The organism is Marinomonas sp. GJ51-14, assembly GCF_055808695.1.
On record NZ_CM147879.1, the window covers coordinates 3,693,734 to 3,708,026 of the forward strand.

The window sequence follows — 14,293 nt, forward strand, 5'->3', positions numbered from 1 at the left end:
TCTAGCGACCCTTCTTCATTCTATCCGTAAGATCTCGAACAAAACCAAACACAGATGCTTGTAATAATTCAGATCTCTGACGGTCTTTTGTCATGCCAATATCTAACATTTGCTGAGTCGTTAATCGCGCTAAGGCTTTACGAGTTTGGTAACGCTCTACGCAATGCTGAATATGTACAAATAAACTAACAACTAACATGCCCTTCCCCTCTTTAGGTCGCACTATTAAAGGTGTTAATAATGCCATGTGTATGAATAACCACTTTAGAGGAAGCAATAAAGACAATACAGATTCAGAAAAAAGCTTTATCAAGCATACAGAACACCGTGAATTATATCTGTATGGCGTAACAAACTGTAATCTGTATGGTCACCAATAGACAAAAAAAGCACTACAATCAAATACACACCATGTATTCGCAGGAGAACCACGATGACACTCTATCAAAATCTAGCCAAACGACTGCGAGAGCACATACAACACGACTTTTATAAGCCGGGAGACAAGTTGCCGTCGGTTCGTCAACTTGCACAAGAACATGGAGTGAGCATATCTACAGTACAAGAAGCTTACCGACAGTTAGAACAAGAACTTCTTGTCGAAGCAAAACCAAAATCAGGCTATTTTGTTTGCCAACGCAAGAAAGACAACTTACCGAGTGTTTCTCGACCACCACAACGCCCATTAGAAGTGTCTCAATGGGAAGAAGTTCTCAACATGCTAATGAACCGTAGCAACCAAAAAGGTGTGCAGTTGCAACATGCCATGCCAGATATGAAAGCGCCAACACTTAAGCCTTTATTAAAAACTTTGTCCGACCTTGCTAAACAAAAACCAGAATTAGGACTAAGCTATTCCGACATTCGAGGCAGAGAAGAATTACGTACGCAACTTTGTCGCTTAACCGTTGCTTCAGGTTGTCAGTTACACCCAGATGATCTCGTTGTCACCTCTGGTTGCCAAGAAGCCATTTCTGTTTGCCTTCGAGCTGTCACTGAACCAGGTGATATTATCGCCATCGAATCGCCAAGTTTTTATGGCTCTATGCAAGCCATCAAGGCAGCCAACCTTAAAGCAATGGAAATACCCACTCACCCAGAAACAGGCATGAGCATAGAAGCTCTGGAACTAGCGCTAGACCAATGGCCAATTAAAGCTATTTTTGTTACACCAACCTGCAATAATCCAATGGGCTATACCATGCCAGAGGAAAAAAAGAGCGACTTTATAAACTGGCACAAAGCTATGATATCGCCATTATAGAAGACGATATTTACGGCGATATTTCCTTTCAATTTCCTCGCCCTAAAACCATCAAATCTTTTGATAATGACGGTCGAGTACTTTTGTGCTCTTCATTTTCAAAAACCATCGCCCCTGGCATGAGAGTTGGTTGGATTGCTCCTGGGCGTTATCGAGACAAAGTCACTCACATAAAATATGTTAGCAGCTCCATGTGCCCTGTTTTCCCTCAACTTGCCATTGCTAAATTCATTCGCTTAGGGGGTTACACTAAGCATATTCGTCAAATTAGACAGCATTATGAAAAACAAAGAGATCATTTTCTAAATGCTATAAAAACCTATTTACCTAGCGATACTCGAGTAAGCTTTCCCGACGGTGGCTTTATATTATGGGTAGAACTCAACCCAAACATTGATAGCATGAAGTTATTAGAAAGGTGTCGCGCTGAAGGCGCCAGTTTTGCCCCCGGCCCATTATTTTCTGCGACAGGAAAATATCGAAATTGCTTTAGACTCAACTTTAGTGAACAGAGTATAGAAAAAAGAGAATGGGCCATTAAAATATTGGCAAAAGTTATCAAAGATTTTAATACGGAAAGAAAAAAATGAACCTAGAAAAAACATGTTAAACATAAGATGATCATGTTTATTTTTCATTTGTAAAGAAATGAAAATAAACTTTATATAAGAGTGTAAAAGAAATGATACTTTGAAATATGTAGAAAATATGTAAGACGTGATGTTTGACTGACTACAATCACACAACGCGCGATATGGTTACTCAACATTTTTTCATTAGGACGTATTGAATGATAAACAAGCCGTTACGGAACGTAGGATTGTTTGGCTTAAGCTTATTATTAGCAGCCTGTACCAGTACACAAGAACGCGAAAATTATGCTGACTTAGCACAAAGTGAATTCAATACAGTCAGTGAGAAAAAATCAGCTCAATGGGACGATCTTGATAAAGTCGCTCCGGTTAGCTACTTAACAGATTTAATTCAAGATTCTCAGTTAGAGAAAATCATTCAACAAGCTCTTAAAGCAAACCCCAGTTTGCAACAAACTCAACTTACCTTGCAGGCAAGTTTATGGAGTATCAAAAGTCAACATGGTGACTCCTTACCTAGCGTAGAAGCTGGATTTTCTGCTGATAAAACTGAAGATAACACTATTAGCTACGATGCTGATTTAAGCATCAGTTGGGAGCTCGATTTATGGCGAAAACTTGCTAATTCAGAACAAGCATCAGCTAAATCACTAGCTAGTGACGAAGCCCTTTATCAAGCAAGTCGCGACACTCTCGTTGCTAATGTCATAAAGTCTTGGCTCGCAATCACCGCCAAGCAACATGCCATTGATATTGAACAAAAACGTTTAACGTTATTAGAAGCAAATGAAAAACTTATTCAAAAACGTTTTAAAAATGGTCTTGGTGATTTAGAAGAACTCGATGCGGCTCGCACATCAACATCTCAATCCAAGTCAGATTTAATTGAGTTCCAAGAAGACCTTGCGATTGAAATGCGTACCCTACAACTTTACTTAGGCAGTACCGATCCCCTCAGCTTTATTGCCAATACAGACTACCCTAACGTCAACTTATCTTTTAGTGATTTACCTGAACAAGCGTTACAACGTCGCCCAGATTTAAAAGCTGCTTATTTAGACATTGAAGCGGCAGATTTAAATACTTCTGTCGCCTATAAAGACATGTTACCGAGCATTAGTCTTAGCGCTACATTAAGCGAGACGGCGGAGTCACCAAGTGGGGCATTATTTGGCTCGCCAATTTGGTCATTATTAGCGCAATTAACTCAGCCACTTTATCAAGGTGGGCAATTAAAAGCCGCAGTCGAAGTTGCCAAATTAGAAACAGCGCAAGCCTATCAAGCCTATCGTGACACTCTGCTAACAGCAGTAAATGAAGTAGAAAATACATTAGGACAAGAAAAAGTATTGTCCTTACAAAAGCAACACATCCGTGATGCCCTAAATAGTTCAAAGAAAAATCTCAGCCAGTATGAGAAAAAATACCGTACTGGGCTCATCGAAATTAGTGATCTGATTGATGTACAAACGACCACCTTCGATTTAGAAGCACAGCTCGACGACATTATTTATCAACATCTATCAAACCGAGTCGATTTAGGACTCGCATTAGGGCTTGGAGTAAACGAACAATGAAACGCCGCTCACTATGGATTACCTTAATATTGGCTCTCATCTCTATTATTTGTGTGTATTTTTACATCACTAGCGCCATTGAAGCCCAAAACAATAAAGTAAAAAAGGCTCGTCCAGAAGCGGCAGAGCAAGCCTTACAGATTACGGTTATGGAGGCCCAAGTAGGCACTTATGCGGCATCAATAAAGGCCTCTGGGCTAGTGGAACCAAGATACTCACTAACATTAACCAATCAAGTAAGCGGTGAAGTAACACAAATATCTAATCAATTCGAATCTGGTCAAATAGTTAAAAAAGGTCATATTCTAGCGACTTTAAAGAACACAGAACTTAACAGCCTTGTGGCCAATGCAAAGGATACGTTAGCCAGTGCAGAACTTGCACTGAAAGAAGAAAAACGCCAAGGAGAACAAGCAAGAGCTGAATGGGAAGCATCAGGTTTTGAGGAAGAACCCGATTCTGACCTTGTTCTACGTGAACCACAACTTGTCGCTGCGCAAGCTGAATTCGATGCAGCAAAAGCGGAATTAGAAAATGCACAAAATGATTTAAAAAATACAAAACTGATTGCCCCTTTTGATGCATTAGTCGTGGAACGTATGATCTCTCCTGGCTCTTATCTAAGTACAGGAGGTGATGTTGGCACACTTTACAGCGTTGAGCGTGCTGAGATACAAATAGACCTATCGAACACGGATTGGTTAAAACTACCTGACACAAAAACACTACTCACCTCTAACTGGCCAGTCACTATAAGCAGCGTTGATGATAATGCTACATGGCAAGGAAAAATCCTCAGTGTCGGACTTCATATTGATGAATCCACCCGAATGCGCAGTCTTACTATAGGTTTAGATAAGCCATTAGAACAAACACCTCAACTTATTCCAGGCTCATTTGTTGGCATTAGTCTAAAAGGTAAACTGCTTGATAACTTATGGCGTTTACCAAATACCGCACTAAGTCAAAAAAGTGAAATATGGTACATCGACGAAGATAAGCGTTTAAATACCTTTGAAACAACGCCACGCTTTGTGGATTCAAATTACGTTTATATTCAGGTACCAGAAAACATGAGAGAAGGTAGTTACCAAGTGGTTGTTCAACCTTATAACAGCTATATAAAAGGCACTCTCGTTGCTCCAATAAAAGCCATAACACAGGAAACTACAAATCAAGCTACAGACACTGTAAAAAAGGGCAATAATCCATGAGCCCTATCGATCAATACAAAGGCATCATTCCTTGGTTTGCGAATAACCCAGTTGCTGCAAACTTATTATTAATACTTATGATCACCCTCGGTGTGGTCAATATGGGATCGATTAATAAAGAAGCTTTTCCAAGCCTATCACCGAATCGAGTTGCCATTTCAGTCAGTAACGACAGTGGTTCAGCCAAAGAAAATGAAGAAGGTATAGCCATACCTATTGAGCAGGCATTACAGGGAACATCTGGTATTAAGAACATCACGACATCGTCAAGCGCAAGCTCAACCAGTGTTAGTATAGAAATGATTGACGGTTATGACATTGATACTTTAATGGATGATGTCAAAGATGAAGTCGATCAAATCACCTCATTCCCTGACGATGCGGATCCTGCCGTTGTTAGTAAAGCAGTTCGAGAAGAACATTCAATCTGGATTCAGTTGTACGGGGAAGCAGACCGTCGAACTTTGCAAAAATTAACTGACGAATTAGAGTCAGACCTTCTTGCTAATGAAAATATTAGCGCAACGTCCATTACAGGTTGGTTAGATCCAACCATGATGGTTGAAGTTGATAAAAACAAGTTGGAATCCTATGACCTAACATTAACAGATATAGCTAGTGCCATTAATGCAGAATCTTCTACATCAAAGGTTGCCACACTTCGTAATGAAGATATTTACCTCAGCATTAGTGCGTCTGAGCAGGCTTATATAAAAAGCCAATTTTTGCAAATCCCAATTAGGGTGAACGAGAACGGTGGCAAACTTTTACTTAGCGATATAGCTAACATACGAGATGTCTTTGATGAGGATGAGTTTGTATTATCACGCTTTAATCGTCAGAACAGTTTAGCCATTCAAGTTCTCACCAAAGGCACCAGTGATATCTCCAACTCAGTTATTGCTGCGAAAGAAGTGATTCAAGAATGGCAAGACAGTAACCGATTGCCACCAAATGTCACCTTAGGCACTTGGTATGATCGCAGTGAATCAATTAATGAACGCCTAGAATTAATGATCGAGAACGCAATTACTGGCGTGTTTTTAGTGTTTGTTTTGCTGGCAATTTTCTTAAACATTACTGTCGCGTTTTGGGTTGCCATGGGCTTGCCGTTTATTTTCTTTGGCACACTATTTTTCATGGGTACAGAGAGCGTTGGCCTAACCTTAAACATGTTTACCACCTTTGGCTTTATTATGGCCTTAGGAATAGTAGTGGATGACGCTGTGGTAGTCGGGGAAAGTATCTATACAGTACGGTCTAAAGAAGGAGATACTTTAGGCAGTACTATAAAAGGCACCATGATTGTTGCGATTCCAACATTATTTGGTGTCTTCACTACAGTTGCAGCCTTTTGGGCATTATCCAATATTGAAGGTCGCTTAGGGCAGCTTTATTCCCAATTTGCCATTGTTGTTGCCATTTGTCTTGTTTTATCGGTGATCGAATCTAAGATCATTTTACCAGCTCACTTGGCACATATTAATACTCGCAAATCAACTCGAACAAACCCTATAGCAAAAGGCTGGGCTTGGATTCAACATGGTGCAGATAAGGGATTACAGTGGTTTAGTGATCGTATTTATAAACCTAGTATCGACATTGCACTTAATCATAGATACGCAATTTGCTTATTCTTTATCGCAATATTTTTGCTTGTTATGTCTATGCCTTTTACTGGCGCTATTCGTATAAGTTTTTTCCCACAGATTCCAGGAGACACAGTTCGAGGCAGTCTGACAATGAACAACGATGTCAGCTATGGTCAAACCAGTCGTGTTTTATTAACACTAGAAGAAGCTGCTTACCAAGCTGATATCGCTCTAAGAAGTGATACTGGGGAACGTCGCCGTCCACAAAGACCAGCTTCTGCTGATGAAAACAATACAGCAGGTTCAAAAACTGCATCAACAGACCGTCCGTCGATAAAAAAAGCGCCTCAACCAAAAGGCGATGTGGCAATTAAAAACATTCAAGTAACGTCAAGTAATGATCAGTCTGGCAATATTCGAATTGAGTTAATTACAGATCGTCCATATACATCAGCGCAATTTGCGACTAAATGGCAGCAATTATCTGGTATGCCTGAAGGAGTCAAAAATCTAAGAATTCGAAGTGCCAGAGAAAGTGTTGATGCATTAAGAATCGAACTAAGAGGTAATGACTCTAGTGTTTTAAATGGCGCCATGTTGGAGTTACTAAAACAACTGGAAACACTACCTGCAGTAACAGGAATTGAGCAAAACACAGATCCAACAGAATCTCGCTTGGTATTGAAGCTTAGTGAACAAGGCCGTTTACTAGGACTTTCAACCAGTGATCTTGCATCTCAAGTATCGACTAACTTTGATGGTCAAGTTGTACAGGAATACCAAAGAGATAACGCAGAGGTGGAAGTTCGCTTAGGTTACCCTAACGATCAACAAGAATCCCCTTCTGCGGTGATGAATACCAAGATTTCGCTAGACGATGGTACACGTATTCCTTTGTCCTCAGTTGCGACTTTGTCTCAAGAAGAAGCGGAAACGACCATTGTTCGTATTGATGGTAAACGTTCTTTATATCTGTCTGCTGAGGTTGATAAAGACGAAATGTCTTCAACTGAAGTCGTCGAATACTTAGAAAAAGCTGTCGTACCACAAATGAAACGTCAATTTTCTGGCGTGTCAGTGTACTTCTCTGGTGAGGCAGAGCAAAGAGCTGAAACTCAGTCTTCTATGTCTGAAATGTTCCTGATCGCTCTATTGATTATTTATGGCCTATTAGCCATTCCACTGAAGTCTTATACTCAACCTCTGATCATCATGATGGCAATACCATTCGGTATTATCGGTGCTTTGCTTGGCCATTGGATGAATGATTTAACGCTAGGTATTTTCTCGTTAAATGGTATTTTGGCCCTCAGCGGTGTTGTCGTAAATGACAGTTTATTATTGGTTTCACGATTTAACGACCTACGTCATGAAACAAGTCATGTTAAAAAAGCTATCAGTATTGCCTGCCGTAGCCGATTGCGTGCAGTCTTGTTGACGTCTTTTACAACCTTTGCGGGTCTAATTCCTATTCTTTGGGAAACCTCAAGGCAGGCACAAATGCTGATTCCTGCAGCAGTATCTTTAGCCTATGGGATCATGTTTGCCACAGTGATCACCCTAGTACTGATCCCTGTTTTATTGATGATCAAAGAAGATGTACATAACCTTTTAGGTCAACTTAAAAATAAAAAAACAGAGCAAAATTTAACGAACCTAAACTTGGATTAATAAAGTATCAAATGAAAAAAAACCTTTAATTTCTTCGAAATGACCTGCAATAGTTGGACAATCAATATTGGGGGTCATTTCATTTTTAAAATGCACTAAAGGCTTTTTTATTTAAACTTAAGCCTCTTTACAGTATCCCCCCTCACCCTTGCATTCTAGTTTAAAGTGCGACACTTTTCATTTTAAGCAGCAAAACATATTTTTTTAAACATAAAGCCCTTATTCATCATAAAAACTTTATTCAATTTTTTAACCATACGGTCAATGATTTAGGTACTTCACAGCCAATACCCTTACAATTCGTATGATTACTCCCGAAAATTGTCCTTGAAGAATGGATAAAATGGTCAATATAATTGATCCAATTAATGAACTTGTGCGTAATACTAGGCTCTATAGATCTGTAAAAATCATTTAATTAAAAGTTATTTTGTAAGACGCTTAATGGCTAAAAAATGGAAACAAAAATGACATTATCAAAGCAACACGATTTAAAAAACGACCTATTCATTTATCGTTTTTTACTCGCTCAAATACCTGTTCTATTAATCAGTGGATTAATAGGCGCTCAGTTACTTTCTTTTACTATCATTGCTTCGGCTATTTTACTTGTTGCGACACAATTGGCTTATAGCCTATTTAAAGGAAGTATCGTTTTCTCCATCTTAGCTGGCATTTTAATGATGCTTGTTTCATCATCCCTAATACAAAGCCAATTAGGCATGATTGAAATGCATTTTCACATCTTTGCTTCTATGGTAATTTTCTTACTTTATCAAAAGTGGCAACCCATTATTGCGGCTCTTGTGACAACTGCGATTTATCATATTGGTTTTATGTATGTCCAGATGGCAGGCGTACACCTTGGTGACATGCCGATTATGATTTTTGCAGGCCCTCATCACATGGGCGTGATGATAGTACATTGTGCCTTTGCTATTTCAGAAGCCGTTGTATTGATTTATATGTCACGTCTTATGATAAAAGAGTCTTCGTCTAACCTAAAAATTGCCACAGCCATTGAAGAAATATCCAAAAATAACGACTTGTCTATTCGTGTAGAAAAGCCAATTTCCGATGGGGAAATTGCATTAAATAATTTACTAGATCGATTGTCTGGCTTATTTTCAGATTATCAAAATATCGCAACAGTATTGGTTAATAATAGTAATCAAATCAGCAATATCACCAAAGACGCCAGTACTAGCGTAGAAGCAAGTAAACACCGTTCCCAAGATGCTGCTGCTGCATCTGAAAAAGTATCTGCATCAATGAAATTGGTCTCTGAAAACAGCTCTCAGTCTGCTGATATTGTTCGCATATTAGAACAGGATACGATTCAAGACAGCCAACAAGCATTGACCATTATGAAAGACATGGAGTTACTAGCAAAAGACACCACGTCTATTTCAGACTCTCTACAAGCATTAACTTCAGATGTGGAGGCGATTACTCAACTCCTACATTCTATTAGAAGTATTTCAGAGCAAACTAACTTACTTGCCTTAAATGCCGCAATCGAAGCAGCAAGAGCAGGTGAAACAGGTCGAGGATTTGCAGTTGTAGCAGATGAAGTTAGAACATTGGCACAGCGCTCAAGCCAATCTACAGATGAGATAGAGAAAGTCTTAGCAAATTTGAATGATAGCGTAAGTAAAACCGTTAGCTCTATGGAGTCAGGTAAAGAAAGAACAAATGTCAGTGTTGAGCATACTTTAGAGATCTCTAATGGCTTACTCAAAAGAGCAAAAGACGTTAGCAAGATCACTGAGTCCAGCCAAGGTATAGCTCAAGACACTATCGAACAAGAACAAGTTATTTTCTCCATCAGTGAAAAGGTTAGCCAAAACGCTCAAGCTATTCAGCTACTATCAGAACTGATGGAAGATTTAATACGAAGCAGTGATGACATCTACAAAGTCACTCAAGAATATGAAGAAAAAGCCGCTTCTTTCAAAATTTAGCTACCTTACCATGCCTCTAAAATAGTAGCTGCGTGGCTATTATAAAATCGACCATATTTCTCTAGCCTATTTGAAGTCTGGTCGATTTTTTACTTACATATATCAACTTAGGTATTAGCCCTCTTCTTCAGTTTTAAGTTTCAGTTTAAAATCTGCTAATACTAATTCCAAAGCGGCTACCGCGACCTTACTCTTTATATTGTTGGTTTCAAGCAGTTCAATCAGATCAACTGCAAGCTGAACATGTTGGGGGGCATTCTCTAAAGACATAATAATTCCGTACTAAAAATGAAGTAATAAATGTGTAAAATTAGTTATAAGAGTCATTCAAAATGCTTTACCCAAGTCTATACTGGCTTAGGTAGTATAAAAAGACTCCCTATATTAGGCTTAACATTACTGATCATTATTATGGCGCACTAAATCGACTTTTAAAAACCGAGGTGAACGTGATTACAAATGAATTTTGGTTGGATCGCTGGCAAACAGGACGAATTGGTTTTCATCAAGAAGGTGTCGACCCTAAGCTTATTGAGTTCTGGCCCACGCTACCGAAAAATAGCCGCGTACTGGTTCCCTTATGCGGAAAATCAAATGACATGATTTGGTTAGCTGAACAAGGTTATCAAGTAACAGGTATTGAGCTCTCTTCTTTAGCCGTTATTCAATTCTTAGGTGATAACGACTTGGCTTATGATACCCATAAGGAAGATGAGTTGAAAATCCATACTGTCAAAGGCTTACCTCTTCGCATTATTGAAGGTGATTACTTTCAATTCACCGAAAACGATTTTGATGCCTGTTATGATAGGGCTGCCATGGTGGCTATGCCAGACTCTAAACGTGCAACTTATGTTTCTCATACACTGGAACGCTTAACCCCTTCAGCTGCAGTATTATTGATTTCACTTTATCACGATGGCGAGAACCAAACTCCGCCCTTCTCTGTCGATGAGCAAGCGGTAACTTCTTTATGGGGAGAGAGTATTCAAAAAATCGCCTCTGAAAACCTTACACAAACCATACCTAGATATAAAGAACGCGGACATACAATATTTGAAGAAAGTGTCTGGCATATCAAACCCTAGATTAGACTGTCTACCTAGACGCTTTTCTGGGATAATGCGCCACAATTTTTTATCGATAAACCATGTATCACCATCATCTGCTGCTTATATAAGTTCAGTAGTGATGACGATACCAAGAGTAGACAATGATCAAACGACATAAAACCGCCAAACAGCTCTTTTCTTATCCACTGTATTGGGCCGAATGTTATGGTGTTTCACCCTTTCTCCCAACCACTAGGGAAGAAATGGACGCACTTGGCTGGGACAGTTGTGATGTCATTATTGTTTCGGGTGATGCTTATGTAGATCACCCAAGTTTTGGTATGGCGGTATTAGGTCGCTTATTAGAAGCGCAAGGCTATCGCGTGGGTATTATTGACCAACCAGATTGGCGCAACACAGACGATTTTATGCGTCTTGGTCGTCCTAATCTGTACTTCGGTGTGACAGCCGGGAATATGGATTCTCTAATTAACCGTTACACTGCTGATTTAAAAGTACGTAATGATGACGCTTATACACCTTATGGTGTTGGCGGAAAACGCCCAGACCGTGCAGTCATTGTCTACTCTCAACGCTGTAAAGAAGCCTTTCATGATATTCCGGTGATGATTGGTGGTATCGAAGCCAGCTTACGTCGTATCGCTCAATATGATTATTGGAGTGACGAAGTACGTCGTTCGGTTCTGATCGACTCTACCGCAGACATTCTTCTCTATGGCAACGCTGAGCGTGCGATTATTGAAGTCACTCATGAAATGGCAATGGGTAAAACCCTAAACGAATTAACAAATATTCGTGGTACCACTATTGTCAGAGATACACCTCCAGGTGGCTACACTGAAATAGATTCAACACGAGTAGATTGGCCAGGCAAGGTCGAAAAAATCTACAGTCCCTATGAGTACATCCCTGAAGGGAAGTGCCAAACGAAAGACGAAGAAGATTCAGACACAATGCCGATTCGAGTGATTCCTGCGCCATTGCGTCGTGGTGAAAAGCTCGATCCAGAAAAAACTTACATCCGTCTTCCATCTTTTGAAAAAGTATCAAAAGATCCTGTTTTATACGCCCACACTTCACGTATTTTACATCTTGAATCAAACCCACATAACGCTCGTGCTTTAATTCAAAAACACGGTAAAAAAGAGATATGGGTAAATCCACCGCCAATTCCATTGGAAACACCAGAAATGGATGGCGTATTCGATTTACCTTATGCTCGAGTGCCACACCCAAAATACAAAAAAGCACGTATTCCGGCTTATGACATGATCAAGACATCGATAAATATCATGCGTGGTTGTTTTGGTGGCTGTACTTTTTGCTCGATCACGGAGCATGAAGGTAGAGTCATTCAATCTCGTTCCCATGAATCTATTTTGAGTGAAATCGAAGATATAAAAGCAAAAGTTCCGGGTTTTACAGGACATATTTCTGATCTTGGTGGGCCGACGTCAAACATGTATACATTGAATTGTAATGACGATGAAGTTCAAGCCTCATGCCGTAAATTATCCTGTGTATACCCAACTATTTGCTCAAACTTAAACACAGATCATAGCCCAACAACGCAACTGTATCGCAAAACACGAGCGGTAGAAGGTATTCATACTGTTTCTATCGCATCAGGACTGCGCTATGACCTTGCTGTTGAAGATCCTGAGTATGTTCGTGAGCTTGTAACCCATCACGTTGGTGGGTTACTAAAAATCGCTCCTGAGCATTCTGAACAAGGTACATTGTCAAAAATGATGAAGCCTGGGATGGGGACATACGATCGCTTTAAACGTATGTTTGATAAATACTCCAAGGAAGCCGGTAAAAAACAGCATTTGATTCCCTATTTCATAGCTGCGCACCCTGGCAGCTCTGACGAAGATATGATGAACCTTGCCCTTTGGTTGAAAACAAACGACTTTAAACCTGATCAGGTACAAACCTTTTACCCATCACCAATGTCACTTGCAACGGCCATGTATCACTCAGGTAAAAATCCACTAAAGCCGGTCACCTATAAAAGTGAAGATGTCTATACACCAAAAGATGCAAAGCAGCGTACAGTGCAAAAAGGCTTCTTACGTTATCACGATGCAAGTAACTGGAAGGATCTACGAAATACTCTAATTCAAATGGGACGCGCAGACTTGATTGGTAATGGTGAAAATAAATTGGTGCCATCTGCTGACAAAGATATTCAAATACCTCGACGCCCTAAAAATGCTAAACCGGGACAAGCTACAGGTGCATCCCATACATCAAATCGCCCGACAATGGCTAAAAATACAGCCAATGATAAAGCACGTGCGAAAAAAAATAATGGTGCAACAACGGCAACAGGTAGAGCATCAGGCACACCAATGAATAGCAACACAGCTAAACGCCGTAAGCAAAAAATCAAATCTCGCTAAATACCTGTTATCACATACTGACTAGATAAAAAAACACTTCGCGCTTTCACAACGTGAAGTGTTTTTTTGTTCATCTAAAGCAAAATATCAACAATCTGTGGCAAGTAAGTTGGCCTGTTTTTTTCGTTTTAGACAAACCAATACCAATTCTATTGCTGCAATTAAAATCAAACTATAGCCAAAGGTCTCAATACTCTCTTCTACTATATTTTTTACAATACGCATATAAGAGTCCCCCATAACCGCTTGCCAAAAAGATGATCTTCCCATTAATCTTGAGAAGGCCAACAAAGTAACAAAACCAGCCAAGAAGACCCCAAAGCTAACCTCTAAAGAGTACTCTTTTAAAGAAGCATAAATCTTAGAAAACCGACCTATCAAAAAAACCATAACACAGGAAAAAATCAATAAAACAATAGTTTGCCACGCACCATCAAATACATAATGATCTAATAAAGAATCCGATTCACGAACAAACATCATACCCAATAAAGCAGCAAGTAAAGTTGAGGCTATTTTTAGTTTAGCGTCTAAATGAGCGGCATACAGAAATAACATACAGCTTAAAAATGACATTACATCTTGCATATACTCAGTTAATGAATGTTCACTATATTCAGAAAGAGTCAATGAACGATAGCCTTCCAGAGAAACAAGCTGTGCAATACCTGCTACTGCAAAAAGATAAATCAGACCACGAAGAATAAACATGAAGAACCTCAACTAATGAAGCCGAGATTTTAGTGAAAAAAAAGTAAAAAAACGATACAGCGCAGAGTAATGACACGGTTGTTACTTACTTCGTCCTGAAAGCATCCTACATATAATTAAAGTGTCATTAATTGCAATTTAACCATTGTTTATTCTTCAAACAATAGGAAAAGACATAAACCCAAAACAAAAAAAATCCCCAGAAAACTTCTAATAAAGAAGGTGT

At 39.4% G+C, this 14,293-nt stretch carries 11 protein-coding genes; 8 read left to right on the top strand and 3 right to left on the bottom strand.

Annotation, left to right across the window (positions count from 1 at the left end):
* Position 1 precedes the first annotated feature (1 nt).
* Positions 2-199, bottom strand: coding sequence for a DUF1127 domain-containing protein (locus AC0L3Y_RS17820; RefSeq protein WP_473467132.1), 198 nt, complete (start codon positions 197-199; stop codon positions 2-4).
* A 234-nt stretch (positions 200-433) separates the two neighbouring features.
* Between AC0L3Y_RS17820 and AC0L3Y_RS17825 the strand changes: the two genes are divergently transcribed.
* The 6 genes from AC0L3Y_RS17825 (at position 434) to AC0L3Y_RS17850 (ending at position 9,875) form a co-directional block, all read left to right on the top strand.
* Positions 434-1,264: an aminotransferase-like domain-containing protein gene (locus AC0L3Y_RS17825; protein ID WP_473467133.1), complete on the top strand. Its 831-nt coding sequence runs from the start codon at positions 434-436 to the stop codon at positions 1,262-1,264.
* 8 nt (positions 1,265-1,272) lie between these two features.
* Complete coding sequence (locus AC0L3Y_RS17830; RefSeq protein ID WP_473470648.1) at positions 1,273-1,854, top strand: aminotransferase-like domain-containing protein; 582 nt, start codon at positions 1,273-1,275, stop codon at positions 1,852-1,854.
* 200 nt (positions 1,855-2,054) lie between these two features.
* Positions 2,055-3,434: a TolC family protein gene (locus AC0L3Y_RS17835; RefSeq protein ID WP_473467136.1), complete on the top strand. Its 1,380-nt coding sequence runs from the start codon at positions 2,055-2,057 to the stop codon at positions 3,432-3,434.
* Positions 3,431-4,648 (top strand): efflux RND transporter periplasmic adaptor subunit, encoded by a 1,218-nt coding sequence (locus AC0L3Y_RS17840; protein WP_473467138.1) that lies wholly within the window; start codon positions 3,431-3,433, stop codon positions 4,646-4,648. The genes AC0L3Y_RS17835 and AC0L3Y_RS17840 overlap by 4 nt, the downstream gene beginning before the upstream one ends.
* Positions 4,645-7,911: an efflux RND transporter permease subunit gene (locus tag AC0L3Y_RS17845; RefSeq protein WP_473467141.1), complete on the top strand. Its 3,267-nt coding sequence runs from the start codon at positions 4,645-4,647 to the stop codon at positions 7,909-7,911. The genes AC0L3Y_RS17840 and AC0L3Y_RS17845 overlap by 4 nt, the downstream gene beginning before the upstream one ends.
* 467 nt (positions 7,912-8,378) lie before the next feature.
* Positions 8,379-9,875, top strand: coding sequence for a methyl-accepting chemotaxis protein (locus AC0L3Y_RS17850; RefSeq protein ID WP_473467144.1), 1,497 nt, complete (start codon positions 8,379-8,381; stop codon positions 9,873-9,875).
* A 114-nt stretch (positions 9,876-9,989) separates the two neighbouring features.
* Here the strand turns inward: AC0L3Y_RS17850 and AC0L3Y_RS17855 are convergent, their stop codons facing one another.
* Positions 9,990-10,145: a DUF2496 domain-containing protein gene (locus tag AC0L3Y_RS17855; protein WP_473467147.1), complete on the bottom strand. Its 156-nt coding sequence runs from the start codon at positions 10,143-10,145 to the stop codon at positions 9,990-9,992.
* Between the two features lie 179 nt (positions 10,146-10,324).
* Between AC0L3Y_RS17855 and AC0L3Y_RS17860 the strand changes: the two genes are divergently transcribed.
* Both AC0L3Y_RS17860 and AC0L3Y_RS17865 read left to right on the top strand, forming a co-directional pair.
* Entirely contained in the window at positions 10,325-10,963 is a 639-nt protein-coding gene (locus AC0L3Y_RS17860; RefSeq protein ID WP_473467149.1) for a class I SAM-dependent methyltransferase, read from the top strand.
* A 125-nt stretch (positions 10,964-11,088) separates the two neighbouring features.
* Positions 11,089-13,356, top strand: coding sequence for a YgiQ family radical SAM protein (locus AC0L3Y_RS17865; protein ID WP_473467151.1), 2,268 nt, complete (start codon positions 11,089-11,091; stop codon positions 13,354-13,356).
* Positions 13,357-13,443: 87 nt separating this feature from the next.
* Here AC0L3Y_RS17865 and AC0L3Y_RS17870 read toward each other — a convergent pair whose 3' ends face one another.
* Positions 13,444-14,067 carry a hypothetical protein gene (locus tag AC0L3Y_RS17870; RefSeq protein ID WP_473467152.1) on the bottom strand — a complete coding sequence of 208 codons (624 nt, stop codon included), beginning with the start codon at positions 14,065-14,067 and terminating at the stop codon, positions 13,444-13,446.
* Positions 14,068-14,293 lie beyond the last annotated feature (226 nt).

Excerpts from the sequence above, each read along its gene's own strand:
- AC0L3Y_RS17820 (WP_473467132.1), bottom strand. The coding sequence starts at position 199 with ATGTTAGTTGTTAGTTTATTTGTACATATTCAGCATTGCGTAGAGCGT.
- AC0L3Y_RS17825 (WP_473467133.1), top strand. The coding sequence starts at position 434 with ATGACACTCTATCAAAATCTAGCCAAACGACTGCGAGAGCACATACAA.
- AC0L3Y_RS17835 (WP_473467136.1), top strand. The coding sequence starts at position 2,055 with ATGATAAACAAGCCGTTACGGAACGTAGGATTGTTTGGCTTAAGCTTA.
- AC0L3Y_RS17840 (WP_473467138.1), top strand. The coding sequence starts at position 3,431 with ATGAAACGCCGCTCACTATGGATTACCTTAATATTGGCTCTCATCTCT.
- AC0L3Y_RS17845 (WP_473467141.1), top strand. The coding sequence starts at position 4,645 with ATGAGCCCTATCGATCAATACAAAGGCATCATTCCTTGGTTTGCGAAT.
- AC0L3Y_RS17850 (WP_473467144.1), top strand. The coding sequence starts at position 8,379 with ATGACATTATCAAAGCAACACGATTTAAAAAACGACCTATTCATTTAT.
- AC0L3Y_RS17855 (WP_473467147.1), bottom strand. The coding sequence starts at position 10,145 with ATGTCTTTAGAGAATGCCCCCCAACATGTTCAGCTTGCAGTTGATCTG.
- AC0L3Y_RS17865 (WP_473467151.1), top strand. The coding sequence starts at position 11,089 with ATGATCAAACGACATAAAACCGCCAAACAGCTCTTTTCTTATCCACTG.
- AC0L3Y_RS17870 (WP_473467152.1), bottom strand. The coding sequence starts at position 14,067 with ATGTTTATTCTTCGTGGTCTGATTTATCTTTTTGCAGTAGCAGGTATT.